General features: G+C 74.1%; 15 protein-coding genes. 4 read left to right on the top strand and 11 right to left on the bottom strand.

Annotation, left to right across the window (positions count from 1 at the left end; all coding sequences use genetic code 11):
- The 5 genes from BBK14_RS18975 to BBK14_RS18955 form a co-directional block, all read right to left on the bottom strand.
- A partial coding sequence (locus tag BBK14_RS18975; protein ID WP_157904298.1) for a helix-turn-helix domain-containing protein occupies positions 1-216 on the bottom strand: 216 nt, incomplete at its 3' end.
- Between the two features lie 52 nt (positions 217-268).
- Positions 269-1,147: an anti-sigma factor gene (locus tag BBK14_RS18970; RefSeq protein ID WP_071064376.1), complete on the bottom strand. Its 879-nt coding sequence runs from the start codon at positions 1,145-1,147 to the stop codon at positions 269-271.
- A complete protein-coding gene (locus tag BBK14_RS18965; protein ID WP_235014436.1) occupies positions 1,144-1,776 on the bottom strand; it encodes a sigma-70 family RNA polymerase sigma factor in 633 nt (210 codons plus the stop codon). The genes BBK14_RS18970 and BBK14_RS18965 overlap by 4 nt, the downstream gene beginning before the upstream one ends.
- A 434-nt stretch (positions 1,777-2,210) precedes the next feature.
- The gene (locus BBK14_RS18960) at positions 2,211-2,894 is read right to left on the bottom strand and encodes a SnoaL-like polyketide cyclase (protein WP_071064404.1); all 684 of its coding nucleotides are present in this window, start codon (positions 2,892-2,894) and stop codon (positions 2,211-2,213) included.
- Between the two features lie 866 nt (positions 2,895-3,760).
- Positions 3,761-4,237 carry a MarR family winged helix-turn-helix transcriptional regulator gene (locus BBK14_RS18955; protein WP_071064374.1) on the bottom strand — a complete coding sequence of 159 codons (477 nt, stop codon included), beginning with the start codon at positions 4,235-4,237 and terminating at the stop codon, positions 3,761-3,763.
- A gap of 196 nt (positions 4,238-4,433) precedes the next feature.
- Between BBK14_RS18955 and BBK14_RS18950 the strand changes: the two genes are divergently transcribed.
- Complete coding sequence (locus tag BBK14_RS18950; RefSeq protein ID WP_241831653.1) at positions 4,434-5,954, top strand: MFS transporter; 1,521 nt, start codon at positions 4,434-4,436, stop codon at positions 5,952-5,954.
- A 232-nt stretch (positions 5,955-6,186) separates the two neighbouring features.
- Positions 6,187-7,776 (top strand): FMN-binding glutamate synthase family protein, encoded by a 1,590-nt coding sequence (locus BBK14_RS18945; protein ID WP_071064402.1) that lies wholly within the window; start codon positions 6,187-6,189, stop codon positions 7,774-7,776.
- A 38-nt stretch (positions 7,777-7,814) separates the two neighbouring features.
- Here the strand turns inward: BBK14_RS18945 and BBK14_RS18940 are convergent, their stop codons facing one another.
- Together BBK14_RS18940 and BBK14_RS18935 are read right to left on the bottom strand one after the other, a co-directional pair.
- The gene (locus tag BBK14_RS18940) at positions 7,815-8,699 is read right to left on the bottom strand and encodes an alpha/beta hydrolase (protein ID WP_071064371.1); all 885 of its coding nucleotides are present in this window, start codon (positions 8,697-8,699) and stop codon (positions 7,815-7,817) included.
- 98 nt (positions 8,700-8,797) lie between these two features.
- Complete coding sequence (locus BBK14_RS18935; protein WP_083391071.1) at positions 8,798-9,619, bottom strand: DUF3710 domain-containing protein; 822 nt, start codon at positions 9,617-9,619, stop codon at positions 8,798-8,800.
- Positions 9,620-9,868: 249 nt separating this feature from the next.
- On the opposite strand from BBK14_RS18935, the gene BBK14_RS18930 reads away from it, so the two are divergent.
- Complete coding sequence (locus BBK14_RS18930) at positions 9,869-10,309, top strand: cold-shock protein (protein WP_071064367.1); 441 nt, start codon at positions 9,869-9,871, stop codon at positions 10,307-10,309.
- Positions 10,310-10,344: 35 nt separating this feature from the next.
- Here BBK14_RS18930 and BBK14_RS18925 read toward each other — a convergent pair whose 3' ends face one another.
- The gene (locus BBK14_RS18925; protein ID WP_071064364.1) at positions 10,345-12,000 is read right to left on the bottom strand and encodes a GGDEF domain-containing protein; all 1,656 of its coding nucleotides are present in this window, start codon (positions 11,998-12,000) and stop codon (positions 10,345-10,347) included.
- 277 nt (positions 12,001-12,277) lie between these two features.
- Here BBK14_RS18925 and nagA point away from each other — a divergent pair, with 277 nt between their 5' ends.
- Complete coding sequence (gene nagA, locus BBK14_RS18920; protein WP_071064361.1) at positions 12,278-13,483, top strand: N-acetylglucosamine-6-phosphate deacetylase; 1,206 nt, start codon at positions 12,278-12,280, stop codon at positions 13,481-13,483.
- A gap of 96 nt (positions 13,484-13,579) precedes the next feature.
- On the opposite strand, the gene BBK14_RS18915 is transcribed toward nagA, so the two are convergent.
- The 3 genes from BBK14_RS18915 to BBK14_RS18905 all read right to left on the bottom strand — a co-directional run bounded on the left by BBK14_RS18915 (position 13,580) and on the right by BBK14_RS18905 (position 19,044).
- The gene (locus BBK14_RS18915; protein ID WP_071064359.1) at positions 13,580-14,911 is read right to left on the bottom strand and encodes an alkaline phosphatase PhoX; all 1,332 of its coding nucleotides are present in this window, start codon (positions 14,909-14,911) and stop codon (positions 13,580-13,582) included.
- A 213-nt stretch (positions 14,912-15,124) separates the two neighbouring features.
- Positions 15,125-15,955, bottom strand: a complete 831-nt coding sequence (locus BBK14_RS18910) for an acyl-CoA thioesterase (RefSeq protein WP_071064357.1) — start codon at positions 15,953-15,955, stop codon at positions 15,125-15,127.
- 212 nt (positions 15,956-16,167) lie between these two features.
- Positions 16,168-19,044, bottom strand: coding sequence for an MMPL family transporter (locus tag BBK14_RS18905; protein ID WP_071064356.1), 2,877 nt, complete (start codon positions 19,042-19,044; stop codon positions 16,168-16,170).
- Positions 19,045-19,915 lie beyond the last annotated feature (871 nt).

Genomic DNA, 19,915 nt, shown 5'->3' with positions numbered 1-19,915 from the left:
GTGCCGGACGAACCGGTTCCGCCACCTGCCCACCGTGTCCCGGCTGATTCCCAGTTCGGCGGCCACGGACTTGTTGGTCCTGTCATCCGCGCACATCAACACGATGCGCGCCCGCTGGGCCAGGCCCTGCGCAGTCCTGCGCCGGCTGGCCCACCCCTGAAGGGTCCGCCGCTCGGCCCCGGTGAGCACGAGCGGCAGACTCGGCTTACCTGCCATACCTCCATGACACCGCAGGTCCCATGAGATCGCAGATCTCCGGAACGGGACACTAGCCCTGTTTGCGTCCAGCGCTCTGATGGGCCTTGAGCGCGACGGCGCCGACGGGATCCGTGGTGGGCTGCGCTGACCCGCCGGCGGGTTCGACGGTGAGCGCGACCTTCTCCGCGTCGCCCACGTTGCCGACGACCCAGTCGGCGGACCTGGAGTTACCGGCCGTCAGCCCGGCGGAGCGCGCTCCCGCCGGCCCGAGCAGCCACAGCTGGTAGACCTTCCCGGCATCGAGCGGCGGCAGGTCGCGCGCGGAGACGACCGCCAGGTTGCCGGCGTTCGCCATGGTCAGCTGGCCGCCCCCGGCGACCGGTGCAGAGTCGGCCACGGTGAGCGCGGAGGCCGCGAGGGCCTGGGCGTCGGTGACCTGGGCGCGTGTGTCGGCGAGCTCGGCCCGCTGGTTGATGGTGACGGTCCCCAGGGCGGCTCCCGCCGCGAGGACGGCGGCGGCGGCGACCCCGACCAGCGCGTGACGTGCGCCCGGACGTCGGCGCCGCCCGCCGGGGCCGCCCTGCCGACCCCGCCCGGGCAGACCGGGGGTGGGCCGAGCACGACCGAGCCCGGCCTGGCCGAGCCGGGCGGATCCGTCGTGCTGACCGGTCTGATCAGGTCGGCCGGTGGGTGGCGCGGCCCGGTCCGTGGGAACGCGCGGGCGGAACTGCGGCGTCATCCCGATCACGGCGAGGATGTCCGCCCGCAGGCCCGGCGGTGGCTGCTCGGCGGCGATCGCCGCGAGATGCTCCGTAGCCGCCGAGAGGCGGACGAGCTCGTCGGCGCAGAACTCGCACTGCTCCAGGTGGGCGTCGACGAGCGCGGCGTCGGCCTGGTCGACGGCGTCGAGCGCCCGGGCAGCGACGAGAGAGTGTGCGTTGGCGGTCAAGACCGGCCCCCCATGCAGTCCGACAGCCGGCTCAGCCCGTCACGCATCCGGGTCTTGACCGTGCCGACGGGTAGTTCGAGCAGTTCGGCGACTTCGCGGTAGGTGTAACCGGAGTAGTAGGCGAGTGTGATCGACTCGCGCTGGGTGGCCGTCAGGTCGCCCAGGCAGCCGCGGATCCGCTCGTGCTCCAGCCTGGTCTCGACCTGCTCGGCGACCTGGTCGTGCGGCCGCGCGGTGGACCGGGCCGCGACCCGGACGTCCCGCGCCCGCTGGGCCTCGACGGAGCGGACCCGGTCGACCGCGCGGCGGTGCGCCATCGTCGAGACCCACCCGGTGACACTGCCGCGGGCGGGGTCGAACCGCGGCGCCTCCTGCCACACCCCGACGAAGACCTCCTGGGTGACCTCCTCGGCCTGCGCCGGGTCGCGCACGACCCGGCGCACGAGTCCGTACACGCGTGCGGCGAGCTGGTCGTAGAGGGCACCGAACGCGTCGGTGTCCCCGCGGCCCGTGCGGGCCAGTAGCGTCTCCGGGGTCGGCCCGCAAACGCCGTCCCCGGTACCGGGCAGGGCGCGCAGCGCCGCCGCCTGGATCTGGTCGGCTTCCATGACTCCCCATCGCGTCGTCACCAATGACTCGACCGGGGTTCGTCGCCGCGGACCTCGCGGATCGGTCCGGCGCGAACATTCTCGTCCCTTACGGCTCGTTCCACTCCCCGCCCCAACTGCCCGGGGCCGATCGTCCAACCCCACGAGGGATCCTGCGGCAGCCGCGGATCACGCGGAAACGAGCTGTTATGCACGGCAGGCTCCGCCGCCGGGCGATGCGTGGCCGTCCAGTGAGTCCAGGCTCTCACTGAACCGCCGCGGTTCCCCCCGCCGTGCATAACGGCTGGGCCGACATGAATACTTCTCGCGTCGGCCACCACCGGAGTCCCCGCTCACGCGCCCACCACACGCCCGCGGCCACCACGAACCACAGCCGGTCGCGGCACTTCGCAGGGCACCCGACGCCCGGCCCGGGACGGACCCACCGTCGTCGATCTCGTTGCGAAACGGGCTTGTCAGGCGCTTCCCGGGTGACCGCCCGTCCCCGGTCCGTCGGCACCGGCGAGACGTCCCAGGAACGTGGTGTTGTCGTAGAAGTTCTCCACCGCGAGTAGGCGCAGGTCCGGCGCGCAGCGGGCGACCGTGACGCCGAACAGCTCCATCCGCTCCCCGGTCGGCTGGTGCCCCTGGTAGGGGCCGTCGAAGGTACCCCAGTGCCGCCACTTGAAGGCGATCACGGGCGGCGGTGAGTACACCTCGAGGACCTCCCAGAAGAACCCGCCCGGGAACGCCCGGTGGAAGGTCTCATGGGAGGACTCGAAGGTCTCCGCGGCGGCCGAGTAGTAGGGGTTCTCGCCGATCAGGACGTTGTAGCTGCCCCGCTCGGCGAGCTCGGCGCTGTCCGCCGCCGGTCCTCCGTTCATGCTGACCCGGATCCGGTCGCTGACCATGCTGACCCACTGGGCGGGGTCGCTCTTGTAGGAGAGCTCCATCTCGAACACCTGCACGAGCTGCTCGACGACGTCGGCGAGGGAGCCGGGCGTGTGGTGGACGGTGCGCTCCCCGGGCATCACCTCGCGGGAGAAGCGGTAGTCCGGCGGGGCCCCGTCGCGCCACCGTGCGTCGGTGGAGGCGGCGATGACCGCGTCGCGGCCGCGCAGGTGCAGCGGAGTCGTACCAGCCGTGCTGTCTTCGCTCACCGTGTCGTCCTCCATGGTCCGATGCATTCGCCTGTTCGGGCGGCCGCGCAGTCGCCGGACGGCACAACCCCCCGTGGCGGCCAAGGGCGGCTGGGGGTCGTGGGCGCACACTGTCGGTGACAGTTGGACGGTCGATGGTGCCGTCAGGCCTGCGCATCTCGAGTCTGGTCGGTACGGAACCCGCCAGGCCCGAATCGTTTGTCGCCGGAGCAACGACGAAGGTCCCGGCCGGACGGACGTTCGGTCCCGCCCCGCGGCTCGCCCGAGCCAACCCGAGCCTTCCGCCCACCCCGGTCCCGCGACAGCCGGGGCCGGCCTGGGGCAGCCACGGGATTGGGTTCGTCCAGGAAGGTCAGGACCTGGCCGGTACGACAGGGCGAAGTGGCGGGACACCGACCTGGTCGCGTTCGCCGCTGACCGCGTCGCCTCCGGCCGAACCTGGAAGCCCGACGATCAGACGCAATGCCCACCCCGGACGAGGCCGCGACACTGCGCCTACCTCCCGGAGAACCCGTCGTCGTCGGTAGTGGCTGGCGCGGGCGGTGGCTTGATGGCAGCGCCGCCACTGTGACCAGTGCAGGACGTGGGCAACAGTCTCGGTCGTCTGGACGACGAGAGCGGTGAACAGCCGGGCGAGGAAAGCATGGGCGAGCATCGCGAGACAGGTCTGGATCGTTTCTTCGCCGACCCAGCGGCGTCCAGCGACCCTGACCAGCGCGGACAGCGGGACCGGGCCTGGCGCGTGGGAGCGGTAGAAGGCGTACTCGCCGGTGCGGCGGTGGCGGCGGACCAGGCGCTGCCACGGCGCGGCGCGCCGCGCGGTGCTGGTGTTTCGAGGGGGTGCCGCCGCCGGCGCGCCCCTGCGGTCAGCGGCCGGGGACGGAAGCGGAGCGTGGCCAGGGGCGCTGGCCGTCCTTGGCTTCGATGCTTGCGTTGAAGCGCTCGAGCATGCTGGCGAACAGGCGTAACTCGTCCTCCGACCAGGTGGAGACCAGGCCGCTCAGCTCGCCGATGACGAAGGCGCGGTCGTCGGCGACGCGGCGGGCTCCCTCGGGGGTGATGCTCAGCTTGCGGGCGAGGCCGCCGTCGGGGTCGGGGATGCGCTCGGCCAGGCCGGCCTGGAGGACCGCGGCGGTCTGGCGGTTGACCGTGGAGACGTCGAGGGAGAAGGCCTCGGCGAGCTGGCCGATGGTCATCGGGCCCTGGGCCTCGAGGCGGCTGAGGAGGAGATAGGCGGAGCGGTCGAGGTGACGCGTTCGCCCGCGCCTCGCGGCGTTGGGCGCGATGTGGTGCCTGGCGAGCAGCATCAGCTCCCGCTCCAGGTCGCGCAGACTGTCGTGCACCCGGGCCTCCGCTGGACGTCCGCGCACCAGTGGCGGCGGACCGTGACCTTTCTCCCAGTCTAACGGTGTGACGACAGGATGTGTATAAACCATATTGTGTGTAGCATGCATATAGGAAACGCCTGAGCTGGCGTTCGGCCTGGCAGTCTGTCCCGGCGTCGAGCCCGCACCACCTTCGTCGAATCGGAGTACCGCCATGGCGCGAGCTCGCACGGACCCGGCCGAACCGGGGGCGGGCCCGGCGTCGACGGCACCGATGGGACCGACCGCGCCGCGCCCGAGCCTGTTGACCGCGGCGCTGGCCGTGGCGGGCATCGTGGCGTCGTTCATGCACACCCTGGTCGTGCCGATCATTCCGCAGCTCCCGCACCTGTTGGACTCCTCGGCGTCCAACACGACCTGGGTCGTCACGATCACCTTGCTGGCCGGTGCCGTCGCGACGCCCGTCGCCGGGCGGCTCGGTGACATGTACGGCAAGCGCCGGATCATGCTCGGCAGCGTGGGGCTGCTCGGCGCCGRCTCGCTGGTCTGCGCGCTGAGCACGTCGTTGCCACAGATGGTTGTCGGCCGCGGGCTGCAGGGGCTGGCCACCGGGCTGATCCCGCTCGGGATCAGCCTCATGCGCGACGAGCTGCCGCCCGAGCGGCTCGGCTCCGCGCTCGGGCTGATGAGCTCCTCGCTCGGCATCGGCGGCGCGCTGGGTGTCCCGACCTCGGCGCTGATCGCTCAGAACTTCAGCTGGCACGTGCTCTTCTGGACGGCCACCGTCCTGAGCGTGCTGGTGCTCGCCATGCTGTGGCGGGTCGTCCCCGAGTCGCCGGTGCGCGACGTCCGCGGCCGCTTCGACGTCGTCGGGGCGCTCGGGCTCGGCGCCGGGATCACCTGCCTGCTGCTGGCGATCTCCAAGGGCAGCACCTGGGGCTGGACGTCCACCACCACCCTGGGGACGGTGCTCGCCGCGCTCGCGGTGCTGGCCCTGTGGGGCCCGTGGGAGCTGCGCCACGCCTCCCCGGTGGTCGACCTGCGGGTCAGTGCCCGCCGCCAGGTGCTGATGACCAACCTGACCTCGGTCGTCGTCGGCTTCGCGATGTACGGGATGGGGCTGGTCATCCCGCAGTTCCTGCAGCTGTCCGCGGGCACCGGCTACGGGCTGGGCAAGTCGATGGTCGTCGCCGGGCTGTGCTTCGCCCCGTTCGGGGTGGTCATGATGCTCGCCTCGCCGCTCACCGCCCGGGTGTCGGCGATGTGGGGGCCGAAGACGACGCTGGTGCTCGGTTCCGCGATCATCGGGGTCAGCTACCTGATCGGCCTGTTCGTGATGCACTCGGTCTGGCAGGTCGTGCTCCTCGCGGTGATCGGCGGGGTCGGGGTGGCGCTGGCCTACGCGTCGATGCCGTCGCTGATCATGGCCGCGGTGCCGGCGACCGAGACCGCGGCGGCCAACGGTCTGAACACCCTGATGCGCTCGCTGGGCACCTCCTCGTCGGCTGCCATCGTCGGGGTGATGCTGGCCAACATGACCATCACGTTCGACGGCCGGGAGGTTCCGTCGCTGGCGGGCTTCCACGCGGTGTTCGCGCTCGGCGCGGGCGCGGCGGCGGCCGCCGTACTGATCGGCCTGTTCATCCCCGGCCGGGGGGCGCGGGATGTGCCCATCCCGGCTGCCGCGGCCCCGCGTGAGACGGGCCGACCGCGCGCGCAGCTCCAGCAGAGCTGACAACCTCCGCTACAGCTGACAGCCGCCGGCCGGTCGCACGATCCGGACCCGGATCGTGCGGCCGTGTGTGGACGTCCAAGCTGATCTTGGGACGGCGGCGGTGGCGCCACCGGGACGAAGCGCGGGATACGGTCGGATCCGGACCCGCCTCGGATCCCGGTCCGGGCCGATCGGGGCGGTGCGAACAGCTGCCGTGACCCGACGCATCGGGGCGGGGAAGGACGCGATCGCCATGCTGCCGCTCGTCACCGTGCTGGTCCTGGCCGTGCTGACGGCAGTGGCGGTCGGCGGGGCGCTGCTGGCCGCGGCCGGCTGGTGGGCCGCCGCCGCGGTGGCCGGCGCGCTGCTGGCCGTGGCCGTGCACGACGTCGTCCAGCGCCAGCACGCCATCCTGCGCTACCACCCGGTGCTCGGGCATGCCCGGTTCCTGCTCGAGACCGTCCGCCCGGAGATCCAGCAGTACTTCGTCGAGCGCAACTACGACGGCCGCCCGTTCGACCGTGCCACCCGGACGATGATCTACCAGCGGGCCAAGGGCACCCATGGGGACCAGGCCTTCGGTACCGAGCGCGACGTCAACGAGGTCGGCTACGAGTACCTCCCGCACTCCACGGCGCCCGTGCCGGTCGCCCCCGGCTCCGCGCCGCCGCGGGTGCGCGTCGGCGGGCCGGACTGCACCCAGCCCTACGACATGGCGCTGCTCAACGTCTCGGCGATGAGCTTCGGGTCGCTGTCGGCCAACGCGGTGCTGGCGATGAACCGTGGCGCCGCGGCCGGCGGCTTCGCGCACGACACCGGCGAGGGCGGGCTCACCGAGTACCACCTGCGCCACGGCGCCGACCTGGTCTGGGAGATCGGCAGCGGCTACTTCGGTACCCGCACCCCCGACGGTGACTTCGACCCGGCCCGCTTCAAGGACGTCGCCGCGCTGCCCACGGTGCGGATGGTCGAGCTCAAGCTGAGTCAGGGCGCCAAGCCCGGCCTCGGCGGCGTGCTGCCGGCGGCGAAGGTCACCGCGTCGATCGCCCGGGCCCGCGGGGTCCCCGAGGGGGTCGCGTGCATCAGCCCGTCGTTCCACCGGGTCTTCGCCACCCCGCGCGAGCTCGTCCTGTTCGTCGGGCGGATGCGCGAGCTCGCCGGCGGCAAACCGGCCGGGTTCAAACTGTGCGTCGGGTCGCGCCGCGAGCTGCTCGCGATCTGCCGGGCGATGGTGGAGGAGGGGATCACCCCGGACTTCATCGTGGTGGACGGTTCGGAGGGCGGCACCGGCGCCGCACCGCTGGAGTACGAGGATCATGTGGGCACCCCGCTGACGGAGGGCCTGATCACCGTGCACAACGCGCTGGTCGGGGTGGGCCTGCGGGACCGGGTCCGGATCGGGGCCGCCGGCAAGGTCGCCAGCGGGGTGGACGTCGTCAAGCGGCTCGCGCAGGGCGCGGACTACACGAACGCGGCCCGGGCGATGATGATGGCGGTCGGCTGCATCCAGGCCCAGCGCTGCCACACCAACACCTGCCCGGTGGGGGTCGCCACCCAGGACCCGCGCCGCGCCCGCGCCCTCGACGTCACCGACAAGAGCGAACGGGTCCGCCGCTACCAGGCGGCGACCGTCGCCCAGGCGGTGCAGGTGATGGCCTCGCTCGGCTGCACCGGGCCCGAGCAGCTCCACCCGGGGATGCTCATGCGCCGCATCACCCACACCGACACCCGCAGCTACGCCGAGCTGTACGAGTGGCTCGAACCCGGTGAGCTGCTCGCCGAGGCGCCGCGTTCGTGGGCGGCCGACTGGGCCGCCGCCGACCCCGACAGCTTCCGTCCCTGAGACCCCGTCAGCAGCGACCCCGTCAGTAGCGGCCAAGATCAGCGCGGGGCGCGGTCCAGAGCGCGGTCCAGGAACCGGATGATGCCCGCCAGGCGCTCGGCGAGCGGGAAGGCCCCGCCGTGGCCCACCCCCCGCAGCAGGGTGAGCTCGACCGACCCGCCGGCGGCGTACAGGCCGTCCGCGAGCTGCTGCGACTGCTGGTAGGGGACGGTGCAGTCGGTGTCGCCGTGCTCGATCAGGAACGGCGGCGGYGGGCGGTCACGGCGCAGGTGGGACAGCGGGCTGGCCAGACGCACCAGCTCCGGCGCGGCGGTGATCTGCGCGCCGAGGAAACGCGACTCGGGGGAGTCCGCGCGGTCGTGCGAGGCGGCCCGGGCCGGGCAGCGCGGATTCGCGCGCAGCTGGGCGTCCATGGTCGAGAAGTCCACCGGGCCGTACAGGTCGACCACCGCCCGCACCGCGCTGGACGGCCGCGCTCCGGCGGGGCTGAGGTCCACGACAGGGGCCAGGCCCACGGGAGGACCCAGGTCGACGTCCTCGGACAGCGGGTCGTCGCCGGCGGCGCCGAGCATGGCGGCGAGGTAGCCGCCGGCCGACTCGCCGATCACCCCGATCCGGGCCGGATCCAGCCCGAGGCGGTGCGCGTTCGCCTGCAGCCAGCGCACCGCGGCCCGGACGTCGGCGACCGCCGCCGGGAACGCCGCCTCACCGGAGAGCCGGTAGTTGACGCTGGCCACCGCGTAGCCCGCGTCGGCGAGCGCGTGCGCGGTGCGGGCCATGTCCTGCTTGTCGCCGACGGCGAACCCGCCGCCGTGGATCGCGACGACGACCGGAAGCGGGTCGCCGCCGCCCGTGGGCAGGTACAGATCGAGACGCTGTGCGTCGGACAGCGTCGCGTAGGCCAGGTCCTGCTCGGTGCGCACACCGCCGCCATCAAGGTCGAGTCGGGTCGGGAGACGGGGGAGACGGGCATGGCACGGCCCACCCCCGGCTGCATCATGCCCCACAGCCCGGTGGGGCTTCAGCCCCAGGTCGACAGGTTGCGGCTGAGGTCGCCGGTGAAGGCCGCCGCGTACTCGTGCACGGCGCGGCGACCCTCGAGGGTTCCGGTGCCGGCCGTCAGCGGCTCGTCGGTCCACAGGTCGTCGAGGGCTCCGGCGTTCGGGCGGCTGCCGGCCGGCCCGACCGGCAGCAGCGGCAGGGCCGTGCCCGCCGGCATGGCGCCGGGGCCGCGTACGACGACGAGGCCGCGCAGGATCCCGTCGGCCCCGTCGGCGTCGACCGGGGTCACGACCGCCCGCAGGAACCAGCGCGGGCCGTCGACTCCGACGACCCGGCAGCCCGGGAGCAGCAGCTCCGGGCCGTGGGGGCCGTCGCGGACCTCCGACTCCGGGTGGCTGGCGGCCAGCTCGGCGCGTACTCCGGCCCACAGTCGCCCGCTGGTCGGCGCGGCGAACACGGTCACCCGCACGGTGAGCCCGGCGGCCGTCAGGACGAGGTCGGTGCCCGGCCCGGTCCGCGTGCCGCGGGCGATCCGCGCGGTCACTCCCGGCGGCACCGCGACGCGCAGCGCGCCGAGGTCGAGAATCTCGGGCGCGTGCCGCCCCACCCCACCGGCTACAGCTCCGACACCCGGGACGGCGTCGCCGGAGCCGGAGCGGGAACCGGCCTCGTCGTCGGGCGGGTCGGCCGGCGCCTCGTGCGCCGCCTCGCCTGCCCCGCCGGGCCAGGCGAGCTCGGAGACGTCGTACGGGCCGGGGCCGTCCAGGGCGGCAGGTGCCGGCCCGCGCGCCGCGTGGTCGGATGGATGCTCGTCCACGGTGGTCCTGCGGCGACCGAACATGCTCCCCCTCCCCAATCACCACGCGTGTCGCCGGGTGGGAGCGGGCGGCGCGGGGTGTGGGCGTGGCCACTGGGTCGCAGTGTGACCCGGCCGCGGCGGCCAGGCAAGCCGGCGCGGCGAAAACCTGGGTCACGGCGACGCGAGCTGCCTAAGATGACTGGCGACTGCCACGGTTCCGTCTGGGGTGACTGGCGGGTGCGGTCGGCAGTGGGCCAGATCATGGGGTTTCTCAGGGGCTGTGGGTGAGTTGTGAGTACGGGAAAAGTACTTCGTTTTGATCATGTGCGCGGCTACGGGTTCCTTGCGCCCAGCGACGGCGGCGAGGATGTCTTCCTGCACGCGAACGATCTCCTCGTCGAGAAGAGTCTGGTAGTGCCGGGCGTGGTCATGGAGTTCGAGGTCGAGGAGAGCGACCGCGGCCGGAAGGCGTCGGCGGCCCGGATCCTGCGGGGCCCGGCGGCGGGCTCGGTCGTCGGGCCGGCGGCCGTCACGACCGCCCCAGCGCCGGTGGTCTCCCGCCACGACGACGGCGGCGACGGGCTGTGCGACGTCCTGCCGGCCGAGGAGTTCACGCAGGAGGTCACCGAGGTCCTGCTGCAGACCGAGCCGTCGCTGACCGGCGCGCAGATCCTGCACATCCGCCGCCAGCTCGCCGACGTCGCCCGCAAGTACGGGTGGGTGGAGAACTGACGCTCCGGGCGGCACCCGCCGGCTGAGCCTGCCGCTCAGCCGGCCATCCCGGCCTGCCGGGAGTCGTCGATCTCCGGGGAGTAGACGACGAGGCTGCCCTTCCCCAGCCGTTTCGCCGCGTACATGGCGTGGTCGGCGTGCTGGAGCACTTCGTCGGGGCAGACCGGTCCCGCCTCCGTGCCCACGATCACCAGGCCGAGGCTGGCGCGCACCAGGTGCCGGCGGTCCTCGATGGCCACGGCGATCCGCAGCGCCGCGCGGATCCGGTCGCCGGCCGCGCGCAGCTCCTCGGTGCGCCCGCCCGCCTGGTCCGCGGCCCGGGTGTCGAGCAGGACGGCGAACTCGTCGCCGCCGAGGCGGGCCACCGTGTCGGTCGGGCCCGCCGCCTGGGCCAGCCGGTGGGCCGCCGTGCGCAGGACCCGGTCGCCGGCGGCGTGGCCGAGGTTGTCGTTGACGACCTTGAAGTCGTCCAGGTCGCAGAACAGCAGCGCCACCGGGTGGCCGGTGCGCTCGTGCCGGTCGATGGCCGCGCGCAGCCGGCGAAAGAAAAGCGTGCGGTTCGCCAGGCCGGTCAGCGGGTCGTGGAAGGCCTGGTGGTGCAGCCGGGCCCGGCTGTCCTCGTAGCGGGCCAGCAGCAGCGTGTTGTCGATCGTGGTCACGAGCTGGCGGGCGAGCGCGAGCAGCATCAGCGCGAGCATGCCGATGATCTGCGCGACCGGGATGTCGGCGTGCGTGATGATCTGGGCCGCGAGCAGGGCGCCGACGCAGCCGAGGGGCAGGTAGGGCACGGCGACGCGGGCCCAGACCCCGCGCGGGCTGCGCCTCGTCCGGATGATCATGCCGTCGTGGGAGGCGGCGGCGGCCAGCGCGGTCAGCACGCTGCCGCCGGCGAAGCCGACCAGCACGACCGCGTCCGGGCCGTCGGTGGCCTTCGCGTAGGCGTTCAGCGCGGCGCCGTCGGTCACGGCGAACAGGAGCAGGCTCGCGCTGAGCAGGCTGAGCGATCCCGAGCCCGTCGGCCGTCGGAAGATCAGGATGAAGATGACGGCGGAGAGCAGGATGAGCTTGCCCGCCCCGCCGGCCACCCCGAACGCCAGCGACGCCTGGTTGATCTGTGTCGACCGCACGAGCGGGACGACCAGGATCGCGTAGACGAGCAGCAGCAGCGATCCGACGACGAGCAGCCCATCGAGGACGGCCTCGAGGTACCAGGCCATCCCGCCACGTTTGTTCGTGCTGATCGGGATGGCGCGGGCCCGCTCGGTGGGGAAGGTCAGCAGCCCGGCCAGGCCCAGGGCATAGCCGAGCAGCGGCGCGGCCCCGGTCGCGGCGAGATCGGGGACGGTCTCCCCGCTGGCCACCATCGAGACGGCCACTCCCGCCACGAAGCTTGACGTGATCGCCGCCGCCTCGAACCGCCGCCACCGGCGCTCGTGCCGGGGCACCCGTCGCGCGGTGACGAGGCAGCAGATCGCGGAGGTGAGCGCGGCAGCCGTCACCGCGGCCTGCGCCGCCTGTTTGCCGATGTGCTCGGGCAGCGCCATCGCGACGGCCGCGGCCAGCACGACGAAGGCCAGCCCGATGGCGGCCATCGCGCGGAACGCGCCGCGGGACACCGGACGCGCGGGCAGCCCGTCCGGCTCGGCGCGGCCGCGGGCCCCGCCCGGTGTCGCTTCCCGTCCGTCCGGCATTCAGCTCCCGTCGGCGGTCGTCCGGTGACGTCCCGCCGGGCGTGCGCGGCCGGTCAGCGGGACCGGGCCGTGCGGCACGCCGGGCGAGAAGTCCGTGTTTCGAGTGGACGCCCAGCGCCGGGCTTCTTCAACTCAGGACGCGCGATCTGTCCGTTACGTCGGCATGGCGCCCGTCCGGCCCGCAGCGCGGTGCCGCTACGGTGAGCGTGCCGCCACACCCGCGCACCGCCACGGGGCACGCCGGGCCCGCGGGAGGAGGCTCGAGGGGGAGGTTGGGATGATCCTGCTGGCCGGCGCCCGGGTGGTGACGCCGCACAGTGTCCTCGACCCCGGCCGGGTGCGCGTCGAGAACGGCCTGATCACCGAGGTCGGCCCCGAGGCCGGCCCCACGGCCGGGCCTGTCGGTGGGGAGGCGGGCGGCGCGGGGGCGGGCGGCGCGGACATCGTCGACCTGGCCGGGTCCTGGCTGGTGCCCGGGTTCGTCGACCTGCACGTCCACGGCGGGGGCGGGCACGACGTCACGGCGTCACCGGCCGATCTGGCCGCGGCGGTGGCCTTCCACCGGGCGCACGGCACGACCCGCACGCTGGTCTCGCTGGTGGCGGCGCCGGTGGAGCGCCTGGCCGAGCAGTTGTCCTGGGTGGCGGCGCTCACCGCGGCCGGGCCGGGGCCGGACGGCCATGTGGTCGGCGCGCATCTGGAGGGGCCGTTCCTCGCGCCCGCGCGCCGTGGCGCCCAGCCGGGCGAGCATCTGCGCGCGCCTGACCGCGGGGTGTTCGCCGAGCTCGTCGCGGCGGGCGCGGGCACGCTGCGGGTGATCACCCTCGCCCCGGAGCTGCCCGGGGCCGGCGCGGTGACCGAGGCCGCGCTCGCGGCGGGGGTGATCGCCGCCGCCGGCCACACGGACGCCACCTACGACGAGGCCGCCTCCGGTTTCGCGGCTGGCATGACGCTCGCCACCCACCTGTTCAACGGCATGCGCCCGCTGCATCACCGCGAGCCCGGCCCGGCCGGGGCGGCGCTCGACGCCGGTGTGGCCTGCGAACTGATCAACGACGGTGTGCACGTGCACCCGGCGCTGCTGCGCCTGGTCGCCGCCGAGCCGGCGCGCCTGGTGCTGGTCACCGACGCGGTCGACGCGGCGGGTGTCGGCGACGGCGACTACCTGCTCGGCGGCCACCCGGTCCGGGTCCGGGACGGGCAGGCCCGCCTGGCCGCCACCGGCGCGCTCGCCGGCAGCACCCTGACGATGGACCTGGCGGTGCGCCGCGCCGTCGCGGCCGGGCTTGCGCTCGAGGTGGCGGTCGCCGCCGCGGCGACGAACCCCGCCCGGGTGCTGGGCCTCGCCCACCGCTGCGGGTCGATCGCCCCCGGGCTGGACGCCGACCTCGTCGTGCTCGACGCCGATCTGCGGGTCACGCGGGTCATGGCGGCCGGCAGCTGGGTCCCCGGTCCGGCTACCCGGCCGATCGCGGCCGGGTAGCCGGCGCACCGGTCAGCGCACCGGTGCGTCAGGACGCCGCGTTCGACGTCCCGGGGTCGTTCGCGCTCGCGTTCTCGCGGTCGCGAGGCGGACGGCTCAGCCGCGCCACCACGGGCCGGTGATCGCCACCGTGAGGCCGTCGCTCTGGATGTTGGCGTAGAGCCAGCGGCCGTCCGCGGAGAACGTGGCGCCGGCCCACTCGCTCTCGCCGGCGGCGTTGCGGGCCAGCGGGTAAGGGACACCCTCGGCCGACGGCGCGATCAGGTACTGCTCGCCGTCGCCGTCCTCGCACAGCACGATGCCGCCGTTGGGCGACACGGTGATGTTGTCGGGGCCGTCGAACCGGCCGCCCGGCTCGATCAGCAGCACCAGCTCGAGGGTGCCCTTCTTCGGGTCGAGCTTCCAGACCTGGCCGGCGTGGTCACGGGCGGCGCCGTCCGCGGTCCTGGCGTAGCTGGAGACCACGTAGGCGGAACGCCCGGACCAGAAGATGCCCTCGCCCTTCGGGACCTGGGTGACCTGGCCGGCGGCGAACTGCTTGCGGGTCGACACCGTGGCGGCGTCCGGGTCGGGGACGTCGACCCAGGACAGCTGCACCGTGGTGTGCAGCTCGCTGATGGCGGACAGGTCCGGGACACCGGGGACCTGCAGCGCCTGCAGCTTGCCGCCGGCCCGCAGGCTGCCGGGCCCGCCGAGCGGCCGGCGGGGCAGGAAGCGGTAGATCAGGCCGTACGGCTTGGACGCGTCCTCGGTCAGGTAGAGGCAGCCCGACTGGGGGTCGACCGCGACGGCCTCGTGCGCGAACCGGCCGAGCGCGGTCAGCGGCACCGCCTCGCGGTCACGCAGCCGACCGAACGGGTCGACCTCGAAGACGTACCCGTGCCGCTTGGTGAGCGCGGGGTCGGTCGCCGGGGTGTCCTCGGTCTCCTCGCAGGACAGCCAGGTGCGCCACGGGGTGTTGCCACCGGCGCAGTTGCGGATGGTGCCGGCCAGGCTGGGCACGGCCGACAGCAGCCGGTCACCGGCGACGGTGACGGTCGTCGTCCCGCCCGGGGCGGCCGGGTCGTAGGTGATGCCCGGCCGCTGCGGGACGAGGTCCGTGCCTCCGGGGGAGAGCTCGTGGTTGCGGACGAGAACGCTGCGGCCCGGGCCGAGCGGGAACGCGTACGTCCCGTCGGGCGCGCCGGGTACCGCACCCCCGCCGGTCAGGGAGTCGACCCCGGCTCGGGACAGCACGGTGTACCGGAAGCCGGGGGGAAGATCGACCAGGCCCTTCGGATCCGGGACCAGCTCGCCGTACCCGGTGAACTTCTTCGGTGTTGCGGCGGACGCGGTGCCGGCGAACACCGAGCTCACCGCACCCGACAGGGTGAAGCCCAGGCCGGCCGCGCCGGTTCCCACGACCACCTGACGGCGGTTGACTGCCATGAAGACCCTCCTTCACAAGGACGGTCCGCACGCTCGCAGCCGCACATGACCATTTCGCGACCCGGACACGAACGTCCGGGCACGGCCGGTGGTCTGATTTCCCAACTCCCGTGGCAGGAGCCCTACCCGGAGCAGGCAGGCGGACATCTCGGTCCGGTATGTCTGGTTGTCCCGCGTTGTCGGCGGTCGTGGCGGTGCCGCGCCGCGCCGCGGCTACCGGCGGGAACGCTCCCGGGGTGCGCGGAAGAGGGCCTCCTGGGTCAGGCTCGCGCCGAGCCGGCCGTCACGGGTGTGGATGGTGCCGGTGTACCAGCCGCGGCCGCCGGCGATCGTACGCGGGACGTGGTCCATCAGCACCCACTCGTCGAGCCGGATCGGCCGGTGGAACCAGACCGCGTGGTCCAGGCTTGACCCGGAGCGGGCCGTGGACGTGTGGAACGGGGCGAGGCCGGCCATGCTGTCGGAGAGGTAGGTCAGGATGACCGCGTGGGTCAGCGGGTCGTCCGGCAGCGCCGCGGTGCACCGCGCCCAGCAGCGGGTCGGGAAGTCCTCGCCGGGCTCGACCGGCTTCTCGGTGCGGCCCTCGAAGGAGAACAGCCGCGGGAACACGTAGTCGATCATCGTCTCCGGGGGGCCCGCCGCCGGCATCGGCTCGGCGTCGATGTCCGTGCCCTTCTCCGGCACGTGGAACGACGCCGACATGTTGAAGATGACCTCGCCGCCCTGCACGGCGACCACCCGGCGGGCCGAGAACGAGCGGCCGTCGCGGTCGCGGTCGACCCGGAAGATGGTGGGCCGGGACGCGTCCCCCAGACGCAGGTAGTAGCCGTGCAGCGAATGCGGCACCCGCCCCTCGGGCACGGTGCGGCCCGCGGCGAGCAGGGCCTGGGCGGCGACCTGGCCGCCGTAGAGCGCGTACACGTCGTCGAACACCATGCGGACCCGGAACAGGTCGCGGTCGATCTCCTCGAGGTCCAGCAGGTCCAGGACCGTGCCCTCGGTCGGGGCGAGGATCGCCGGCTCGTTCACGGTCACTGGTCGCATGATCCACCTTCTGGGTCGGTCGGCGCGGCACGTCCCGGCCCCGGCGCCGCGGCGTCCCGGCCCGCGGCGCCTTCGCGCGGTGGCCGGAACGTCGCGCTGACGGGCCGCTCCGGGAGAGCGTGCCGTCAGTCCGGGATACTGCATCGGGTACCCCCACCACCAGGGGGTGTGCCGCAGCCCACCGTCAGGGGTGCTGGTCAGGCGGCTGGCGGTCAGCTCTCGTGTGGCGGTTCGCCCGGCGCGTCGCCGTGCGGAGAGAACCAGGCGTCCGCCGACCAGCAGCCCTCCGTGGTCTCCCGCTCGCCGAGGGTGGGCACATGGGTGTCTCGTGCCGGTTCGTCCGGGTCGGCCTCCGCCGGGGCACGCGCGGCATCGCCGTCCGGCCGTGCGCTGTCCGCCAGCGTGCCGTCCGCCCGGGTGTCGGCGCCGCCGTGGCCGACCGCAGGGCCGCCGCGGCTCCCGACGGGGGACTGGTGGTCGGCCTGGTCGTCGGGGTCGTACAGGCCGTCCTCGGCCCGGCCGTAGGTGCTCGCGGAGAAGAGGACCTTCGGCGGGGCCGGGTGGGCCGGCTCGGAGATGCCGAGCCCGGGACGCCGGCGCGGCGCCCCCGCGCCACCGGCGGTGCCCTGCGGGCCGGGTTCCGACTCGTGACCGCCTACCGGGCGGGCCGCCGCCGCGGGCGCCCACGAGCGGGCGACGGCGGTCGGCCGGGTGCTCGCCGTGCCCGGCCCGGCGCCGGCCGGCGGGCTGCCGGCTGGCCGGGACGTGGCCCGAGTGGTGGTCGCCGACGGACCGGTGGCCGGCGCGGTGGTGGCCGGCGGGGCCGCGGGAGTGAGCGCCGCGGCGGTGAGCGCCTCGCCGAACGCGTCGCCGCCCTCGCGCAGGCCGAACCGCTCGTGCAGCAGCCGCAGCGGCCTGGGCGCCCACCAGTTGTACCGGCCGGCGAGGGCCATGAAGGCCGGCACCAGCACGGCGCGCACGACCGTCACGTCCAGGAGCACGGCCAGCGCCAGGCCGACCCCGATCATCTTGATGATGCTGATCTGGGACGTCGCGACGCCGATCATCACGACGATCAGGGCGAGTGCGGCGCAGGTCAGCAGCGGGCCGGTCGCGGCCAGGCCACGGGTGACCGCGCGCCGGTTGCCCGCCCCGCGCTGGTGCTCCTCGCGGATGCGGGCGAGCAGGAAGATCTCGTAGTCCATGCTGAGCCCGAAGGCGACGCAGAACATCAGCACCGGGCTGGTCAGCTCGACGGTGCCCGAGACCTGGAAGTGCCCGACCAGGGGCTGGAGGTGCCCCTCCTGGAAGACGAGCACCATCGTGCCCATGACCGCGGCCAGGTTGAGCGCGTTGAGCAGCAGCGCCTTCACCGGCAGCAGGATGCTGCCGGTGAACAGGAACAGCAGCACGAACGTCGCTATGATCACCACGGTGATGGCGCCGGGCAGGCCGCGCATCACCGTGTCCCGGGTCTCGACCAGGTGCGGGGCCAGGCCACCGATCTCGACCGGGTAGGGCGCCGGGATGGCGCGGACGAGGTCGACGGTGCGCTGGGTGCCCGCCGAGAGCGGGTCGGGCTCGGTCGGCCACAGGGAGAGCCAGGTGCCGCCGTGCACGCCGACGAACGCCCCGCCGTCCGGTGGCGGTGGGGCGATGAGACGGCCGTCGGTGAAGCTGCCGGCCACAGTGTCCACCCGCGCGACGCCGGGCACCCGGGACAGCCGCGCCGCGTAGCCGCCCAGGCGCGCGGCGACCTGCGGCTCGCGGGCGTCCACCCCGGCCGCGACGACCGGGATCTGGCAGGGCAGGCAGACGGTGAAGTCCTCACGCATGGCGTCGTTGACGATGTGCGAGTCCGCGCTGGTCGGCAGGACGGTGTCGTCGGCGAGGGCGACCCGCAGGTTGCCCAGCGGCAGCGCCATCACCACCATCAGGGCGACCGCCGCGCCGCCGAACAGCAGCGGATGGGCCATCACCCGGCGGGCGATCGCCCCCCACACCGCACCGGGCTCGCGGTCGCCACCAACCCCGGTGCCGGCGGGCGCAGGCGCCCCGGCCCGGCGGCGACGTCCACGTTCCACCCGCTCGCCCAGCAGCATGATCGCCGCCGGCAGCACCAGCAGGGCCGCGAGTTCGGAGGTCACCACCACCGCGATGCCCGCGTAGGCGTACGACTGCAGGTAGGGCAGCGGGAACAGCAGCGCGCCCGTCAGGGAGAGCGCCACCGTCAGACCGGAGAAAAGCACCGTGCGGCCGGCGGTGCGCAGGCTGGTGTGCAGGGCGGCGGGCCGGTCCAGGCCATTCTCCCGCTCCTCGCGGAAACGCCGCAGGATGAACAGGCAGTAGTCCACGGCGAGGGCGAAACCGAGCGCGGTGGTCAGATTCAGCGAGAACACCGAAATGTGGGTGACCTCGGAGAGCAGCCGCAGCGAGGCGAGGCTGGCGATGACCGCGCTGCCGCCGACGACGATGGGCAGCAGCGCCGCGGCCGTTCCGCCGAACGCATACAGCAGGACACCGAGCACCAGCGGCGCGGTGATCAGCTCGGCGCGCTTGAGGTCCGCGCGGCTCTGTTCGGTGACGTCCAGCATGACCGCGGGCGCGCCGCCGAGGCGCACGGTGACGCCGGGCCCGTCGTGGGCGTATCTGTCATGCAGGGCGGCCACGTGGCGCGCGATCGCGTCCTCGGTGCCGGTGAGCCGCAGCAGGACGAGCGCGCTGCGCCCGTCCTGGGAGCGCAGCAGCCCGCGCTGGGACTCCGTCGACCAGTAGGACGTGACGCCGCTGACGCCCGGCTCGCGGTGAAGTTCCTTGGTGAGGTTCTCGCCCAGCCGGCGGGCGGTCGGGCCGTCGATGTCCCCGGGTGCGGTGATCATGATCGCGACGTTGGGCGGGGCGCCGGGGAACTCGGCGTCGAGCATCGCCTCGGCGCGGGTGGCGGAGTCGCCGGGGGCGTAGAAGCCGCCGGTGGCGAGCCGGTCGAACACCCCGGCGGCCCAGGGCAGCAGGAGCAGCACGAGCAGCCCGGTGACGGCCAGTACGCGCCCCGGCCGGGTGATCGCGATCCGGGCGAGGAGGGCGAACAACCCGCCGCGCCCGCCGGCCGGTGCGCCCGCCGAACCCCCAGGCCCACCCGGCTGCCCGGGACGGCCCGGCCCGCCCGGCCGCTGTGGTGCCGCGGCTCGCGGCTCGGCAGCGGCCGATGCGGCGGCTCGCGGCTGTGCGGCCCGCGGCTCGGGCGAGCGCCCGGCGCGACCGCGCCAGCGGCGCCGGCGTGGCCCCTGCTCCGGTGGCGGTGGCGGTGGCGCGGCGGGGTGGACGGTGCCGGGCCGCGGTGGCGTCGTGCGGGCCGGCGGGTGCGGCTCGAGCGGTTCTGCCGGCCCGGCCACGGCGCCCGGGTGGGCGGGTGACCGGTGGTTGGCGGGGCGCCCCGTCGAGCCCCTGAACCGCCGCGTGACTTCGACGGGAAATGACATGAGTTCAACGTAGAAGTAGCAAAGATTGGGCGATACCCCCGTAGAGGGGTACCAAAGGCGCGAATCCCTCTTTAATGTTCACGCCGTTGGCGTGAGTACCGCGATGACGTCGTGACTCGCGCCAGTCGGTATCCGGAGGAGGGGGAGTTCGTCGTGGAGGAGAAGTTCGAAGGGCACAACAACGGCAGAACACCGCCGCATCTGGCGAGGTGCCCCCGGCCGCGGTACGGGGTTCAACCGCACGGGGGTATTCCGGCTKACAACGCGGGCCGGCCGGAGGGTTCCGGTTGGGACGAGCGTCCCGCCGCGCCCGGTGGGACAGGGCAGCGGCCCGGGGCGCGGCCGCGGTCGGGCGGCCCGGGCGCGGCGCCGCCACCTGGGGCGGAACAGCCGCCCGCGGGGGATCAGAGCGGCGCGTCGGGCCCGGCGTCCACCGGCCCGCTCCCGCTGCCGGCGCCCGGCGCCGCGGCCACCCGACCGG

The sequence above is a fragment of the Parafrankia soli genome (assembly GCF_001854695.1).
In the GTDB taxonomy this organism is placed as follows: Bacteria; Actinomycetota; Actinomycetes; order Frankiales; family Frankiaceae; genus Parafrankia; species Parafrankia soli.
The sequence above is the reverse complement of the archived record's forward strand: the minus strand, read 5'-3'. Positions and strand labels throughout refer to the sequence as shown.

Coding starts and splice junctions, on each gene's coding strand:
- BBK14_RS18910 (WP_071064357.1), bottom strand. CDS start 15,955: ATGCGACCAGTGACCGTGAACGAGCCGGCGATCCTCGCCCCGACCGAG.
- nagA (WP_071064361.1), top strand. CDS start 12,278: ATGATCCTGCTGGCCGGCGCCCGGGTGGTGACGCCGCACAGTGTCCTC.
- BBK14_RS18945 (WP_071064402.1), top strand. CDS start 6,187: ATGCTGCCGCTCGTCACCGTGCTGGTCCTGGCCGTGCTGACGGCAGTG.
- BBK14_RS18935 (WP_083391071.1), bottom strand. CDS start 9,619: ATGTTCGGTCGCCGCAGGACCACCGTGGACGAGCATCCATCCGACCAC.
- BBK14_RS18925 (WP_071064364.1), bottom strand. CDS start 12,000: ATGCCGGACGGACGGGAAGCGACACCGGGCGGGGCCCGCGGCCGCGCC.
- BBK14_RS18915 (WP_071064359.1), bottom strand. CDS start 14,911: ATGGCAGTCAACCGCCGTCAGGTGGTCGTGGGAACCGGCGCGGCCGGC.